This is a genomic window from Azospirillum thermophilum (assembly GCF_003130795.1).
Taxonomy (GTDB): Bacteria; Pseudomonadota; Alphaproteobacteria; order Azospirillales; family Azospirillaceae; genus Azospirillum; species Azospirillum thermophilum.
The window spans coordinates 1,350,705-1,365,653 of the sequence record NZ_CP029353.1 but is presented as its reverse complement, the minus strand read 5'-3'; the positions used below and the strand labels follow the sequence as shown (position 1 = coordinate 1,365,653).

The window sequence follows — 14,949 nt, the reverse complement described above, 5'->3', positions numbered from 1 at the left end:
GTTCGCAACCGCGTGCCGACTCCTCATCCTCATGGTGCCGCTCATGGCACCTTTGCTGTGGGCCATCGCCGTCCGGGCAGCGGAGCCGGCGTCCCCCGGTCCGCCTGCCCAACCGCCGTTCGCGGCGGAGCACGGGATTTCCCCGCTGGAAGCCGCCTTCTCCGCCCGGGCCGGGGAGACGCTGCGCCTGTTCGGGCTTGAGCTGTTCGGCAGGCCGGCCGATCCCCGCCAGCCGCCCGGCGGCATCCAGGGCGACTATGTGCTGAACACCGGCGACGAGCTGCTGGTGACGCTGCGCGGGCAGAAGTCCTTCAGCAAGCGCTTCGCCGTCGACAGCGCCGGCCTGCTGATCGTCGACGAGGTGGCGCCGGTCACCGCCGCCGGGCTCCCTCTCTCGGTCCTGCGGGGGGAACTGGCGGCGGCCGTCTCCGCCGCCCTGCCGAACACCGAGACCTTCGTCTCGCTGGCCGAGGTCCGCCGCATCGGCGTGCTCGTCACCGGTTCCGTGCCGCGGCCGGGGCGGCACGACCTCCACGCCTTCGCGACGGTGCTGGATGCCCTGTCGGCCGCCGGGGGCGTCGCGCCGACGGGGTCGCTCCGCCGCATCCGGCTGATCCGCGCCGGCACGCCCGGGGGCGGGCAGCCGGTCGACCTCTACGACCTTCTGCTGGCCGGAGGCGGGGCCGCCGACCTGCGTCTGCGCGATGGCGACCGGCTGTTCGTCCCGCCGCTCGGCGCGGCCGTCGCGGTGGCCGGCGCCGTCAAGCGCCCGGCCATCTACGAGCTGCCGCCCGACCGCCCCATCCAGGCGGTGGCGGATCTGCGCATGCTGGCCGGCGGCCTGCTGCGCCCCGGCGCGCACCGGGCCCTGCGCTTCGGCATCGGCCCCGCCGGCGAGGAGACGGTGGAGGAGATCGCGGATCCCGACTCTCCCCGCTTCGGCGACGGCGACCTGCTGATGCTCGCCCCGGAGCGCGAGGACCGCCGCAACGAGGTCCGGCTGGAAGGCCATGTGCGGCGGCCCGGCCCGCGTGCCCTGGCGCACGCCCGCAGTCTGGACGCGCTGGTCGGCCGGCCGGACCTGCGGCCGGACGCCTATCTGCCCTTCGCCGTGCTGTCCTCGCCGGATGGCGCCGGACGCGGCCGGCGCCTGCAGGCCGTCGACCTCGCCGCGGTGCTGAAGGGGCGGGACGGCCGCCGCCTGTCCGAAGGCGACACGCTCCATGTCTTCGGCAGCGAGGAGGTCGGCTACCTGACCAGCGAGCCGGTGCTGGATCTGCTGCGCGGCACCCGGCCGCCGCCTCCCGACGCCTGCCCCGGCCTGCTCCTGCTCGCCCGCACGCTCGATGCCGCCCCGGACGGACCGCTGGCCGCCGGACCGCAGGCCCGCGCCGCCACCGGCCTGACCGGCGGACGGCAGGCCTGCCCCGCCCTGTTCGCCCAAGTGCCGGACCTGCTGCCCTTCGCCCTTCGCCACTCCGTCCTGATGCTGACCGGCGTCCCCCGCCCCGGCTTCTATCCCCGCACCGGCGGAGCGGCCGGGCCGGACGAGGAAGGCGCCGGTCCGGGCGCCGCCATCCAGGAGGACAAGGCGCCGTCCTACGAGCTGGTCGGCCATGTCCGCCGACCCGGCATCCGGCCGCTGGTCCAGGGGGCCACCCTGCGTTCGGCGTTGGGTGGCGAAGGAGAGGTGAAGCGCGACGTCTATCCGCTTCTCGGCGTCATCGAGCGGTTCGACCGCCACAGCCTCACGCGCAGCCTGATCCCCTTCTCGCCGCAGGAGGTGCGGGCCGGACGCAGCAACCGCCGCCTCGCCGACGGCGACCGCATCCATCTGTTCGCCGCCTCCCGCATCCGCGACCTCCTCACGCCCAAGGACAGGGTGCAGGAGGCGGAGGAGGCGCCGGATCCCGCCATCCTGGCTCTGGTGACCGAGCGGCGGGTGCAGGTGCGCGGCGCCGTCCTGCAACCCGGCGCCTATCCCGTCGCCGACGCCACGCCGGTGGAGGCGGTGCTGGCCGCGGCCGGCGGCCTGTCGAGCGATGCCGACCCGGCGGCGGTGGAGGTGACCATGGCCGACGGGGTGCGGTCCACCCTCGACCTCGGCAGACCGGCCGAAGCGCGGCGCACGGTCGGGCCGGGCGACGCCCTGCGCGTGAACCCGATCGCCCAGGCGCTGGAGCCGCGCAGCGTCGCCATCGAGGGCGCCGTCCGCCGGCCCGGCAGCTATGACGTCGGCCGTGGCGAGGTCTTGTCCTCGCTGATCGCGCGGGCCGGCGGCCTGACCGAGGATGCCTACCCGGCCGGCGCCGTCTTCACCCGGGAAAGCGAGAGGCGCCGCGAGAAGGAGAGCTTCGCCCAGCAGGCGCGCGAACTCGAACGGGCGCTGACCCTGGAACTGGAGAAGGGCGAACAGGTCAGCTCCGGCAACGCCGCGCTGGCCCATCAGCTCGCCGCCCAGCTCCGCGGCATGGAGCCGCTCGGCCGCATCGTGGTGGAAGCCGATCCCGTGGTCCTGCGCAGCCGGCCGGAACTCGACGTCCTGCTGGAGGCCGGCGACCGCATCGTGATCCCGAAGCGCCCGCTGACCGTCGCCGTCGCGGGAGAGGTGCAGCATCCCGCCGCCGTCCAGTTCATCAGCGGCAAGGACGCCTCCGCGTACATCGCCGAGGCGGGCGGGCCGACCCGCAACGCCGATACCGGCCGCGCCTACCTCGTCCTGCCGGACGGGCGGGCGCAGCCTCTGTCGCTGTCCTCCTGGAACCACCGGGTGGAGGTGATTCCGCCGGGATCGGTCCTGGTCGTGCCGCGCGACCCCAAGCCCTTCGAGTTCCTCGACCTCTCCAAGACGCTCGGCAGCATCTTCAGCCAGCTCGCCATCACCGCCGCGTCCATCGCGGTCATCACGCGATGAGCGGCCCGCCGCGTCCCGTCATCGCCTTCGTCACCGTCGTCCGCGACGACCTTCCCGGCCTGCTCGCCACCCGCGACAGCCTGCGCATCCAGCGGCGGCAGGATTTCGCCTGGATCGTGGTCGACGGCGGGTCGACCGACGGGACCGCCGGCTGGCTGCGCGCCCATGGCGGCGAGCCGCACTGGTGGCGCTCCGCCCCGACGACGGCCCGTTCGATGCCATGAACACCGGGCTGGAGGCGGCCCTGCGCCTCGGCACCAGCCACGTGCTGTTCCTCAATGCCGGCGACCGGCTGGCCGGGCCGGGGACGGCGGGACTTCTCCGCCGGGCGGCATTCGACCGGCCGGAGGCCGCCCTGCTCTACGGCGACGCGCTGGAGACGGGATGGGACGGCCGGCCGGTTCTGAAACGGGCGCGGTCCCATCGGACGGCGCCCTACGGCATGTTCACCCACCATCAGGCGATGCTCTATCGCTGCGACGCCCTCGCCGGCCTGCGCTACGACGGACGGTATCGAGTCGCTGCCGATTACGACCTCACCCTGCGGCTGTTGCGCACCGGGGCGAGTGCCGTCCGCCTTCCCTTTTCCGTCTGCCGCTTCGCCTCCGGCGGCCTGTCGCAGAGGAGTCCGGCATTGGGGCGCAGCGAACAGTCGCGGATCAGGCGCGACGTTCTGAACCACGGATTGTGGTTTAGCTACGCAATAAACGGCGTTCAATGGCTCGCGGGTAGTGTCCGCCGGCAATTTCCGCGTGCGTATGCGAAATGGCGTTACCGCGACGCGGAAACAGTCGGTCTTTCCGACTCCCTGCACCCTGACTGATGATTCAAAAGGTTGATGCGCACGAAAAGTTGCATAGAATTTACTTCCTGAACTAAGTATCGACTGCTGGTTCTCGCCCCCGGCCCCTTCGAGGTAGATGATGAGTGCGCCTAAGTCCAAGCTCGGTCCCGCCCACACCCTGTCGCGACGGGGCGAGGGTCCCAATCCGATCGACATCCATGTCGGAGCCCGGCTGCGATTGCGGCGGACCCTGCTGGGTCTCAGCCAGGAAAAGCTCGGTGAGGCCGTCGGCATCACCTTCCAGCAGTTGCAGAAGTACGAGCGCGGGTCGAACCGCATCAGCGCCAGCCGCCTCTTCAACCTCTCGCAGGTTCTCGGCGTGCCGGTCAGCTACTTCTTCGACGACATGCCGGCCCCCGGCAACGTGATCCAGGAAGAGATCGCCGAGGAAGGGGGCGAGCCGGACGAGTTCGAGTCCATGGCCCGGCGCGAGACGCTGGAGCTGGTCCGCGCCTATTACCGGATCGACGATGCCGGCGTGCGCAAACGGACCTTCGACCTCGTGAAGGCTCTCGGCGGCGACAAGCCGGGTGGCGGCGAGGAATAACCGCTCCTCAGCGCCGCGATGCCGGGCCGGCCTGCTCCACGGCGGGCCGGCCTGCCGCCGCCCGCATCTTCACGCCGACCTGCCAGTAATAGAAGGCGCGGGCGACGGCATGGTCGAAGCCGGCCCGTCCGTCGAGCATGCCCAGCCGCGCCACATAGGCATGGAGGAAGGCGACCAGCGGACGGCAGGGCGTCCGGTGCAGGCAGAGCTTGGCCATCCGGCGCCACCCCCGCTCCCGCCCGATCAGCGCGGCCATCCGCCCGTCCGACCGCAGCGCCGCCTCCCAGTCGGAGTAGCGGTTGTGCCGGTCGAACCATGCCGACGGCGGCTTCTCGTCGGCATGGTCCATCGGGTGGCGCAGCGCCCCGACCGGGCCGTCCACCACCGGCTGATAGTGCCCCTCGACCTCCCCCATGGCGGCCACGTCGAGATCGCGCACCTCCGGAAAGCGGGCGCGGCGGCGGTCCAGCAGGGCCAGCTTGCGGTTCCAGGCGCCGAACCGCAGCGGCCGGCCCGCCACCACCGGACGGCCGGCGATGAAATAGGCGGCGTGACGCGGTCCCCGCGCCATCAGCCGGGCGATCTCCTCCACCAGGGCCGGCGTCGGGCGCTCGTCCGCATCGACGAACAGCACCCAGTCATAGGCGAAGGGCAGCCGGTCGAGGCACCACTGCTTCTTCTTCGGATAGCGGCCGTCCCAGCGGAAGGGCACCACCGGGATGCCCAGCGCCGCCGCCAGCGCCTGCGTCCCATCCTCGCTGTCGCTGTCCACCACGAAGATCTCGGCGAAGCGGGAGAGGCGCGGCAGGCAGTGCGGCAGGTTCGCCGCCTCGTTGCGGGTCATCACCACGACCGACACCGGAATGGTCACGGCCCGCCCCCTCTCCCGGTTCCTCCCTGCCGGATCCCTTCCCGACGCCAGACCCCGCGGACGGCCAGCAGGAAGCCGCCGGCGACCAGCCCGGCCGCCGCCGACAGCGGAACGATCACCGTGGGATCGGGCCAGTCGGGCAGGCGCGCCGCGTGGGGCGGATCGATCAGGTCGGCGGCGAAGGGCAGTTCCACCTCGATCATCATGGCGAGCCGTTCCTGGTCGGCCAGCAGATCGGCGAGCGCCCGGCGATGCTCGGTCACCGTCACCGCCGCCAGCCGGGACCGGACATGGGCGATCTGCGCCGCGCTGCGCCGCTGCGCCTCGGCGCGCAGATGCGCATCCGTCGCCACCGCCACCCGGCCGAGCAGGTCGAGCGCGAATGCCCGGTCACGGTGGCGCAGCGTGATCCGCCGCATCGGCCCGGAGCGGACCATGTCCACCGCGATGCGGCTGCGCAGCCAGCGGGCGAAGCGGTCGGCGTCGGGTTCCTCCCAATCCTCCCGCCCGACGAGCGCCAGCAGCAGGCGCTTCACCATGCCGCCCAGCCCGGGCGCCGGACGCCAGCGCTGCGCCTCCTCGTCCCAGCGGCCGGGATAGACGGCGCGGAGCAGGCCGGGATCGGCCATCAGCCGCTCCGCAACGGCGGTGGAGCCGAACAGCTCCAGATAGCGGGCGAAGTCGGACAGCAGTTCCTCGCCGGGTCCCGGCTCCGCGACGCTCTGCGCCGCCTCCCGCCCGGCCGGAACGGGGGTCCGCGCCCCCATCGCCGCCGCCCCCACCCGCGCGGTCGGGCCGACCACCATGGTCGCGGTGAACTCCGGCGGCACCAGCCAGATGCCGGCCAGCGCCAGCAGCAGCCCGGCGAGCCCGCAGGCCAGCACCAGCCGCCAGCCCTCGCGCAGGGTGCGGACCAGCTCGTGCAGGTCGAGGTCGGCAGCCGGCGGCGGCCCGATGAAGCTCAGCCGCGTATCAGGCATGGGGCGCGCGCCGCCATCCGGCCGACCGGGCCGGCGCCAGCAGCCCGGCCGCCAGCGCGCCGAACCGCGCCGCCGCACGGTCGGCATCCCAGCCCGCGGCGCGGATGGCGGCGGCAGCCCCCTCCGCAGCGCATCGCGCGGGATCGCCGGCATAGTCCCGGATCATCCGGGCAAGCGCCGCTCCATCCGCCGGATCCAGCACGGCGCCGCACCCCGCGACCAGACGGGCGGCATCGCTCCCCGCCGGCCCCAGGAACAGGCAGGGCCGGCCGGCGGCCAGCGCCCCCGCCACCTTGCTCGGCACCAGCAGGCCGCAGGCATCGGGCTCCATGGCGGCGAGGTGCAGGTCGGCGGCCGACAGGCTCTCGGCCAGCCGCTCGCCTGGCTGAAGCGGCAGGGTGCGCAGGTTGCCGAGCCGCCGCACCGCCGCTGCCGCCGTCAGCCCGGCATGGCGCCGCCCCTCGCCGATCACCAGGACCAGCACCTCCGGCGCCTCGGTCGCCAGCCGCTCCGCCGCCTCCAGGATGCCGGCGATCGGATGGGCAAGGCCGAGATTGCCGGAATAGGCGACGACGAAACGGCCCTGCAGCCCATGTTCGGCACGAAAGCGGTCGACTTGCCGCGGCACCGGCCGGATCCGCGGGTCGGGCCAGTTGGGCAGGACCGTGATCCGCTCCTCCGCTACGCCCAGCGCGGCGATGCGCCGGGCCATGCAATGGCCGATGGCGAGGATGCGGTCGTGCCGCGCCATGGCCCTGGCGGCGGCGCCCTGCATCAGCCGCATCAGGGGGACGGGCGGGCGGATGCCCAGCACCGGCAGCAGCTCCGGATAGAGATCCTGGCACCAGTGGATCGCCGCCGCCCCGTGACGAGCGGCCAGCAGCGGCCCGGCGAGTGCCAGCAGCGGCGGATCGGTCATCGTCACCACCACGTCGTGCCGCGGCAATCTCAGCCCGCGGACCACCAGCCGGCGCAGGCTGTCCAGATAGGATCGCGCCCGCGGCGGCCCGCCGGCAGGAAGCGCCACCCCCGTCTCCGCCACGGTGACGCCACCCGCCGTGCCCTCCCCGGCCCTGCCGTCGCGCAGCACGGTGACCTGCCAGCCTGCGGCGGCCAGCCGTCCCGCCAGATCGGCAAGGCAACGCCCGGTCGCTCCGCGCTCCGGCGGAAACACGCGGTTCACGAGCATGATCGATGGTCTGTCGCGCATATCGGGCGTGCCATTCTGACAATGACACGCGAAAGTATGCATCAGGCGGATGGCGCCGACAACCGCTTCTCCGCCGGGACGGATCCGGCCCCGGCGCCGAGGAGCAGAATCGTCAGCAGAACGCCGGTGTCGAGATACTTGAAGCTCGTGTGAAGGCCGAGCGCCATGACCAGCGGGGGCAGCAACGCCCAGGCCAGCGGCGGGTCGGTGCGCAGCAGCCTCGGCACCGCCGGCAGCAGGGCCAGGAGATAGGCCGCCACGGCCAGCAGCCCGGTCAGTCCCGCCTTGAACAGCGCGTAGCTGGCCAGCAGATGCGTGTAGGAGACCCGCCAGCCGCCGACCGCCGGGTTGGCGATCAGCCCGCCCCACCCCTCGCCGAACAGCAGGGACCCGGGCGTCCGTCCGGCCTGTTCCAGCACCGCGGCGGCCTCCTCCCAGCGGGCGTTGCCGCCGGTCAGCCGTGTCTTCTCCAGCGCCAGCGCCACCGCTCCCGCCAGCGGTTCGCCATAGGCGGCGGCCACCGCCAGCAGCGGGACCAGGAGCAGCAGCGCCGCCCGCGGGGTCCGCCTCGCCCACCACAGGACAGCGGCGACGGCGGAGGCCGCCGCCAAGCCGACCGCCGTGCGATGCACCGTACCGGCAAGGGCGGTCGCGCAAAGCAGCCCGCCGACAGCACAGGCCGGCGCCGGCAGCCACCGCCACAGCCCGCCCCGCCGCCACAGCCCCAGCCCGGCCAGCGGCAGCGCCACGGCGGCGAACAGCACCGCCGGCGCGTTCAGCAGATAGGCGCCGCCCTCCTCCATCACGCGCGTCCCGACCGCCCCGAATCCCCACCGGGCCTTGTCCCACCAGCGCAGCGCGAAGAGCAGCCCGGCCAGGGCCAGACCGCCGCACAGCAGCCGCAGCCCCCACGGCCCCGTGCGGCGCAGCGGCGGAACCAGCAGCAGCGGCAGGAACAGATAGACCAGCGGCACGAGGTCCCGCGCCATCTCCCCGAGGTCCCGCCCCTGCGCCGCCCCCCGCAGCGTCGGCACCCACAGCAGCCACGAAAAGGCCAGGATCGCGGCGGCTTCCCAGGCCGGCAGGCCGGGCGACCGCAGGGCCTGCCCGCTGAAGACGGCGAGCGGCCTCCGCCAGCCCACCGCCAGCACCAGCGCCGCCGCCACCGCCATCTCCCGCGGACCGACCGCGACAGGCGCCGGCGCGCTCAGCCCGCCATACAGGACCAGTGCCAGCGACAGCGCCGCCGCCCTGGCGAGACCGCGTCCCCCGGCCGGCGCAAGCGGCATTGCCGTCACCCCTGTCCCTCCGTCATCGCACGTCCCGCACCCGCATCTCCTTGTGGCAGACTGGCGGCAGGATTCAACGCGACGAAAGGAGCCATCCCGTGACCCACCGCGTGGAGCCGGTGCCGCTGCCCTCAGGCCGGCTGGGGACGAGCCGCAGCCTGACGGTCCACCATTTCGGCACGCCCGGCGCCCGGCCGAAGGCCTACATCCAGGCGGCGCTGCATGCCGACGAGACGCCCGGCCTGCTGGTCGCCCACCACCTGATCCGCCGGCTGCGCGACCTCGACGCCGCAGGCCGCATCGCGGGTGACCTGGTGGTGGTGCCCGCCGCCAACCCGATCGGCCTGTCGCAGGTGGTGGAGGGGGTGCATGTCGGCCGCTACGGGCTGGAGGGAGGCGGCAACTTCAACCGTTCCTTCGCCAACCTGACCGACCGCGCCGCCGCCCTGCTCGACGGCCGGATCGGGCCCGACGCGGCGGCCAACGTCGCCGAGGTGCGCGCCGCCCTGCGCGCCGCCCATGCCGCGCTGCCGCAGCCGCGGGACGAGGTGGCGGCACTGCGCCGCCTGCTGCAGAGCATGGCGCTGGATGCCGACTATGTCCTCGACCTCCACTGCGATCTGGAGGCGGTGCCGCACCTCTACACCGGCGACGCGCTGTGGCCGGACCTTTCCGACCTCGCGGCCCTGCTCGGGGCGCGGGCGGTGCTGCTCGCCAGCGAGTCGGGCGGCGACCCGTTCGACGAGGCCTGCTCGGCCCCTGGTGGGTGCTGGCGAACCGCTTCGCCGCCCAGGGGCCGATCCCGCCGGCCTGCGCCGCCACCACCATCGAGCTGCGCGGCAAGGCGGACGTCGACGATGCGCAGGCGGCGGGCGACGCCGATGCGCTGGTGCAGTTCCTGATGCGGCGCGGGCTGGTTTCCGGCACGCCGGAGCCGCTGCCGCCCCTGCCCTGCGAGGCGACTCCGCTGTCCGGCCTCGCCCGCGTGGTCGCGCCGGGCTCGGGCGTCATCGCCTTCCACCGCCAGGTCGGCGAGCGGGTCGCCGCCGGAGACGTGGTGGCGGACATCGTCGATCCCACCGCCGCCGACCCGGCGCAGGGGCGCCTCTCCCTGCGCAGCCCGGTCGCCGGGCTGGTGATGGCGCGCAGCAATGTCCGCTTCGCCGGGCGCGGCGACCTCGTCGCCTCCATCGCCGGACGCGAGCCGCTGGCCGCCGAGGGAAGCGGCCTGCTGTTCGACTGAGCTGTTCGGCGCCGGCCGGGCGGACGGTCCGCTCAGGCCGCGCGCAGCTCCGCCCGCTCCAGCCGGTAGAACAGCCCGTCGTTGGGCCGCAGCCGCAGCGTGCCGGTCAGCAGCACCGGCGCCTGCGTCTCCGCCACCGGCCGCAGGCTCTGCACCTGCAGCATGGTGGCCGGCGCCGGACTCTGGCAGGCCGGGCAGCTCACCGGGTTTGCGGCGAGGATGAAGCGCCGGTGCGCCACCGCCTCCTCCAGCGGCACCATGAAGCCGCGCACCGTCACCGGCTTGCCGTCCAGGGCCGCGACGCGCGCCGGGAACTGCGGAGCGCCGTCCGGCCCGGACAGCCGGACCTGGATCAGGTCGCGCCACAGGGCGGTCGAGTCGTCGAGCGGAAGATGAAACGGGCCCACCGCATGGGCGGGAGGGGCTTCGGCTCCGCCGGCCCAAATGGCCCAACCGGCGACGGGTGCCAATGCCAGCGGCAGCAGAAGCTGTCGGCGCGTGTTCATGGGCAATCTCCCCTGGTCGTTTCCCGGTCCCTCTTCGGGGACCCTCGCGGCCTCTTGCCGGGCCTTGCCGATACGGCGGCAAGTGTTGCGAAGGCGGCGGCCGAGGTCAACCACCCAGTTGGACCGCGGCCCGCCGGGTGGTGCAGGTCGTCATCGCCGCCCGCGCGAAAGAAGCTTTCCCGGAGCGATGAAAAATCGTTCCTGGAATCTGCAATCCGTTTGACCCGGAAGTTTCATTCGTACCATAGTCTTCATGTTGCAGCGCACGCTGGGCAGCTTCCCAGCCGTGGAGCCGCGACTTCACCTACGGGTCGGGACATGGATTCCTTTCGCTTTCAGCCCGGCGAGACGCCGGTCCTGCTCAGCATTCCCCATGTCGGGACGGTTATTCCTTCCGATATCGAGGCCTGCATGACCGAAGCGGCGCTGGCCCAGCCGGATGCCGACCGCCACCTCGACCGCCTCTACCACTTCGCCCCGGCGCTCGGCATCGGCTTCCTGCGGCCGGTGCTGTCCCGCTACGTCGTCGACCTCAACCGCGACCCGGCCGGCGCCGCCTCCTACCCGGAGATCAGCAACACCGAGCTCTGCCCGCTGACCAGCTTCGATTTCCAGCCGCTCTACCAGCCCGGCCGCGCGCCCGACGCGGCGGAGGTGGAGCGCCGCGTCGGCGCCTTCTGGCGCCCCTACCACGAGCAGCTCGACGCCGAACTGCGGAGCCTGCGCGACCGCTTCGGCGTCGCCGTCCTGCTGGACGCCCATTCGATCCGGCGGCAGGTCCCGCGCTTCTTCGGCGGCGCGCTGCCCGACTTCAGCCTCGGCACCGGCGACGGCACCACCGCCGCTCCCGCCCTGGTCAGCCGGCTGATGAATGTGCTGAGCGCCAACGGCCGCTACTCGTCGGTGCTGAACGGCAGCTTCAACGGCGGCTTCATCACCCGCCGCTACGGCCGGCCGAAGGAGAACATCCACGCCATCCAACTGGAACTGGCCCAGTCCATCTACATGGACGAGGAGCCGCCCTTCGGCTTCCGCCCCGATCTTGCCGGCGACGTGAAGCCCTGCCTGGAGCGGCTGGTCAGCGTCCTGGTCGAATGGGCGTGGGAGAACGCCTCGACCCGCCGCGCGGCCTTCCTCTAGGCCATCCCTCCAGCCCATCGCCCGCGGCAAAGAAAAAAGCCCTTCCCCCGAGCAGGGGGAAGGGCTTTTCCGTGTGCGCCCAGCATGGGCGCGTTCTTGAGGGTGTAAGTCCCTCCGTAAGCTGATCACGGCGAACGAAGAGAAGCGCAACTGCGGAAGGGCAACCGACCGTGGGAAGGAAGCGTGGATCGCAGCTGCGGGCCGATGAACAAGAACCGGATATGAGGCGGTGCCGACCAGGGCGAGCGGGCATGGAACCGCGAAGCTCTTGTGACCAAGGGTCGGTGGCGTAAATCCGGCGGTCGTGCAGCGAAGGAACGCGTTCTTACCTGGGGAGATCCCGCCTTGCGCCTGAAAGGGCGACGGCGTCGAGCCGGAGCGGGAAGTCAGCAGAGGCCATAGTAGGCGAGGCGCGAGCCGGACCGAAGGGCCGAACGAGGGAGAATGGAGTCCACCCGACGATGCGTGAGGCCATGCGTCAGATGCCGGAGCGATCCGGGAGGCGGGAGAGGAGGACGGGTGAAGCCCGTCCGGAGGCCCGTCTTGACGAAGCCGAGCGCCCGCGCCGGGACACGGACGCCATGGGGCCGGGGCTGCTGGATGCGGTCCTGGCGCGAGAGAACCTTCTGCGAGCGTTGAGGAAGGTGCGGGCCAACGGGGGTGCAGCGGGAGTGGACGGCCTGGACATCGACCAGACCGCCGCACTGCTGAAGAGCCGCTGGCCGGCGATCCGCGACAGCCTGCGGGAGGGGACGTACCGGCCGCAGCCGGTGCGTCGCGTGATGATCCCGAAACCTGGGGGTGGCGAGCGCGAACTCGGCATTCCCCCGGTGACGGACCGCCTGATCCAACAGGCGATGCTGCAAGTTCTCCAGCCGATCCTCGATCCCGGCTTCAGCGACCACAGTTACGGCTTCCGTCCCGGCCGGAGTGCGCACGACGCCGTCCTTGCGGCGCAAAGCTTCGTGCAGTCCGGCCGGCGGATCGTCGTGGATGTGGACCTGGAGAAGTTCTTCGACCGGATCGACCATGACCTTCCGATCGACCGTCTGTCCAAGAGGGTCCCGGACCCGGCCATCATCCGGCTGGTGCGGGCCTACCTGGATGCCGGCGTCATGGAGGACGATGGGGCGGTCGCACGGCGTCGGACGGGTTCCCCGCAAGGGGGACCGCTGTCGCCGCTGCTGGCCAATCTGATCCTGGACGAGGTGGACAAGGAACTGGAACGCCGGGGCCATGCCTTCTGCCGCTACGCCGACGACTGCAACGTCCATGTGCGGTCGCGTCGGGCGGGAGAGCGGGTGATGGCCCTGCTGCGGCGCCTCCATGGCCGGTTGCACCTGACGGTGAACGAAGCCAAGAGCGCCGTGGCCCCCGTCTTCGGCCGCAAATTCCTCGGCTATGCCTTCTGGGCCGGACCGAAGGGAGAGGTCAGGCGGAGGGTCGCCGACAAGGCGATCACGGCGTTCAAGGACCACATCCGCGACCTGACGCCCCGGCTGACGGGACGGTCGATGGCCGCGGTGGTGGCGAGGCTGCGCGATTTCCTGCTGGGCTGGAAAGCCTACTTCCGACTGGCGCAAACTCCAAAGGTCCGGCGAACGCTGGACGAATGGATACGCCACCGGCTGCGGGCCATTCAGCTCAAGCAGTGGAAGCGGGGGAAGACCATCTTCCGGGAACTGACGGCCAGAGGGGCCAAGCCCGCCGTCGCCCAACAAATCGCGGCCAATGGCCGACCCTGGTGGGGCAACAGCGGCAAGCTTCTCAATGCAGTCCTCACGATCAAATGGGCAGACCAACTCGGACTGCCCAGGCTCGCATGACCTCAATCCCCCGAACCGCCCGGTGCGGACCCGCATGCCGGGTGGTGTGGCAGGGGTGCGACCTTCTCGGGTCGCCCCCTATGCCGATTGCGCCGGCCGGTCAGCCCTGGCCGAGCGGGATGGCGACGAAGCGCAGGTCGCCCTTGCGGTCGATCAGCAGCAGGATCGACTTCTTGCCCTGCTCCTTGGCCTTCTGGATCTTGCCGGTGACGTCCTCCGGCTTGCGGACCTCCTCCTGGCCGACCTCGACGATCACGTCGCCCGGGCGAACGCCCTTCTCGCCGGCGGTGGAACCGCTCTGCACCTCGGTCACGACCACGCCCTTCAGCTCGGGCTTGATCTCGTACTGCTGGCGCAGTTCCGGCGTGATGGCGGTCAGCTTCAGGCCCAGCGCCTCGGTCGCCTTCGGGGCCGGCCCCTTGTCCTTCGGCGCGCGCTCTTCCGGACCGGCGGCCAGCAGGCCCGATTCCTCGGCAGCCTCCAGCTCGCCGACCTTGACCTGCACGTTCATGGTCTTGCCCTTGCGCCAGACCTCGACCGGGACGGCCTTGTCGATGGCGGTTTCGGCAACCACGCGCGGCAGGCGCCGCATCTCGTTGATCTCCTTGCCGTCGAACTTGGTCACGACATCGCCGGCCTGGATTCCGCTCTTCGCGGCCGGGCCGTCCGGCGTGACCGAGGCGACCAGAGCGCCCTTGTGCGCCGGCAGGCCCAGGCTCTCCGCGATCTCCGGCGTGACCGCCTGAATACGGACGCCCAGCCAGCCGCGCCGCGTCTTGCCATAGTCGCGGAGCTGGGCCACGACCTGCTTGGCGAGGTTCGACGGGATGGCGAAGCCGATGCCGACCGACCCGCCCGAGGGCGAGAAGATGGCGGTGTTGATGCCGATCACCTCGCCGTTCAGGTTGAACATCGGGCCGCCGGAGTTGCCGCGGTTGATCGAGGCGTCGGTCTGCAGGAAGTCGTCATAGGGGCCGGCGTTGATGTCGCGCTGCCGGGCCGAGATGATGCCCGCGGTGACCGAGCCGCCGAGCCCGAACGGGTTGCCGATCGCCAGCACCCAGTCGCCCACCCGCATGGCGTCGCTGTCGCCGAAGGGCACGGCGACCAGCGGATGGTTGGTCTTGATCTTCAGCAGGGCGAGGTCGGTCTTGCTGTCCTTGCCGACGACCTCCGCCTTGATGTTGGTGTCGTCCTGCAGGATGACCGTGACCTCGTCGGCGTCCTGGATGACGTGGTTGTTGGTCACCACATAGCCGTTCTTGGCGTCGATGACGAATCCCGACCCCAGAGAGGTGGCCTTGCGCTGCGGCTGGTCCTGCTGCTGGCGGTCGAAGAAGTCACGGAAGAACTCCTCGAACGGCGAGCCCGGCGGGAACTGCGGCACCTCCGGACGCTGGCCCGGCTGGCGCTGCGGCGCGGCCTGGCTGGTGGAGATGTTCACGACGGCCGGCAGCAGCTTTTCCGCCAGATCGGCGAAGCTGCCCGGCGCGTTGCTGCGCCCCTGGGCGAGAGCCGGGGTGCCGGCGGCCAGCGTCACCGCGCAGACCGCCGCGGTGACCAGCATGCGGACGCCGGA

Annotated in this window: 13 protein-coding genes; 7 read left to right on the top strand and 6 right to left on the bottom strand. The window is 72.1% G+C overall.

From position 1 onward, the window contains the following. Window positions 1–43 precede the first annotated feature (43 nt). The 4 genes from DEW08_RS12670 (at window position 44) to DEW08_RS12660 (ending at window position 4,305) form a co-directional block, all read left to right on the top strand. Window positions 44–2,914 (top strand): SLBB domain-containing protein, encoded by a 2,871-nt coding sequence (locus DEW08_RS12670; RefSeq protein WP_245986193.1) that lies wholly within the window; start codon window positions 44–46, stop codon window positions 2,912–2,914. Next, window positions 2,911–3,138 (top strand): glycosyltransferase family protein, encoded by a 228-nt coding sequence (locus DEW08_RS32305; RefSeq protein WP_245986190.1) that lies wholly within the window; start codon window positions 2,911–2,913, stop codon window positions 3,136–3,138. The genes DEW08_RS12670 and DEW08_RS32305 overlap by 4 nt, the downstream gene beginning before the upstream one ends. Then, a complete protein-coding gene (locus DEW08_RS12665; RefSeq protein ID WP_245986189.1) occupies window positions 3,099–3,737 on the top strand; it encodes a glycosyltransferase family protein in 639 nt (212 codons plus the stop codon). The genes DEW08_RS32305 and DEW08_RS12665 overlap by 40 nt, the downstream gene beginning before the upstream one ends. 100 nt (window positions 3,738–3,837) lie before the next feature. Next, on the top strand, window positions 3,838–4,305 hold the full coding sequence (locus tag DEW08_RS12660; RefSeq protein ID WP_109329806.1) for a helix-turn-helix domain-containing protein: 468 nt from the start codon (window positions 3,838–3,840) through the stop codon (window positions 4,303–4,305). A gap of 7 nt (window positions 4,306–4,312) precedes the next feature. On the opposite strand, the gene DEW08_RS12655 is transcribed toward DEW08_RS12660, so the two are convergent. The 4 genes from DEW08_RS12655 to DEW08_RS12640 all read right to left on the bottom strand — a co-directional run bounded on the left by DEW08_RS12655 (window position 4,313) and on the right by DEW08_RS12640 (window position 8,655). Then, window positions 4,313–5,176: a glycosyltransferase family 2 protein gene (locus DEW08_RS12655; protein WP_245986187.1), complete on the bottom strand. Its 864-nt coding sequence runs from the start codon at window positions 5,174–5,176 to the stop codon at window positions 4,313–4,315. After that, window positions 5,173–6,156, bottom strand: coding sequence for a Wzz/FepE/Etk N-terminal domain-containing protein (locus DEW08_RS12650; RefSeq protein WP_109329804.1), 984 nt, complete (start codon window positions 6,154–6,156; stop codon window positions 5,173–5,175). Before DEW08_RS12650 ends, DEW08_RS12655 begins: the two co-directional genes overlap by 4 nt. Further along, a complete protein-coding gene (locus tag DEW08_RS12645) occupies window positions 6,149–7,345 on the bottom strand; it encodes a glycosyltransferase family 4 protein (RefSeq protein WP_245986186.1) in 1,197 nt (398 codons plus the stop codon). Before DEW08_RS12645 ends, DEW08_RS12650 begins: the two co-directional genes overlap by 8 nt. Before the next feature lie 62 nt (window positions 7,346–7,407). Further along, a complete protein-coding gene (locus DEW08_RS12640) occupies window positions 7,408–8,655 on the bottom strand; it encodes a hypothetical protein (RefSeq protein ID WP_109327609.1) in 1,248 nt (415 codons plus the stop codon). A gap of 98 nt (window positions 8,656–8,753) precedes the next feature. Between DEW08_RS12640 and DEW08_RS12635 the strand changes: the two genes are divergently transcribed. Continuing rightward, window positions 8,754–9,557, top strand: coding sequence for a succinylglutamate desuccinylase/aspartoacylase family protein (locus tag DEW08_RS12635; protein WP_245986184.1), 804 nt, complete (start codon window positions 8,754–8,756; stop codon window positions 9,555–9,557). 373 nt (window positions 9,558–9,930) lie between these two features. Here DEW08_RS12635 and DEW08_RS12630 read toward each other — a convergent pair whose 3' ends face one another. After that, a complete protein-coding gene (locus DEW08_RS12630) occupies window positions 9,931–10,404 on the bottom strand; it encodes a DUF3299 domain-containing protein (RefSeq protein WP_109327608.1) in 474 nt (157 codons plus the stop codon). Window positions 10,405–10,722: 318 nt separating this feature from the next. Between DEW08_RS12630 and hutG the strand changes: the two genes are divergently transcribed. Together hutG and ltrA are read left to right on the top strand one after the other, a co-directional pair. Continuing rightward, a complete protein-coding gene (gene hutG, locus DEW08_RS12625; protein WP_109327606.1) occupies window positions 10,723–11,544 on the top strand; it encodes an N-formylglutamate deformylase in 822 nt (273 codons plus the stop codon). Between the two features lie 671 nt (window positions 11,545–12,215). Then, entirely contained in the window at window positions 12,216–13,370 is a 1,155-nt protein-coding gene (gene ltrA, locus DEW08_RS12615; RefSeq protein WP_245986183.1) for a group II intron reverse transcriptase/maturase, read from the top strand. 100 nt (window positions 13,371–13,470) lie between these two features. On the opposite strand, the gene DEW08_RS12610 is transcribed toward ltrA, so the two are convergent. Beyond that, a complete protein-coding gene (locus tag DEW08_RS12610) occupies window positions 13,471–14,937 on the bottom strand; it encodes a DegQ family serine endoprotease (protein ID WP_109329802.1) in 1,467 nt (488 codons plus the stop codon). Between the last annotated feature and the right edge of the window lie 12 nt (window positions 14,938–14,949).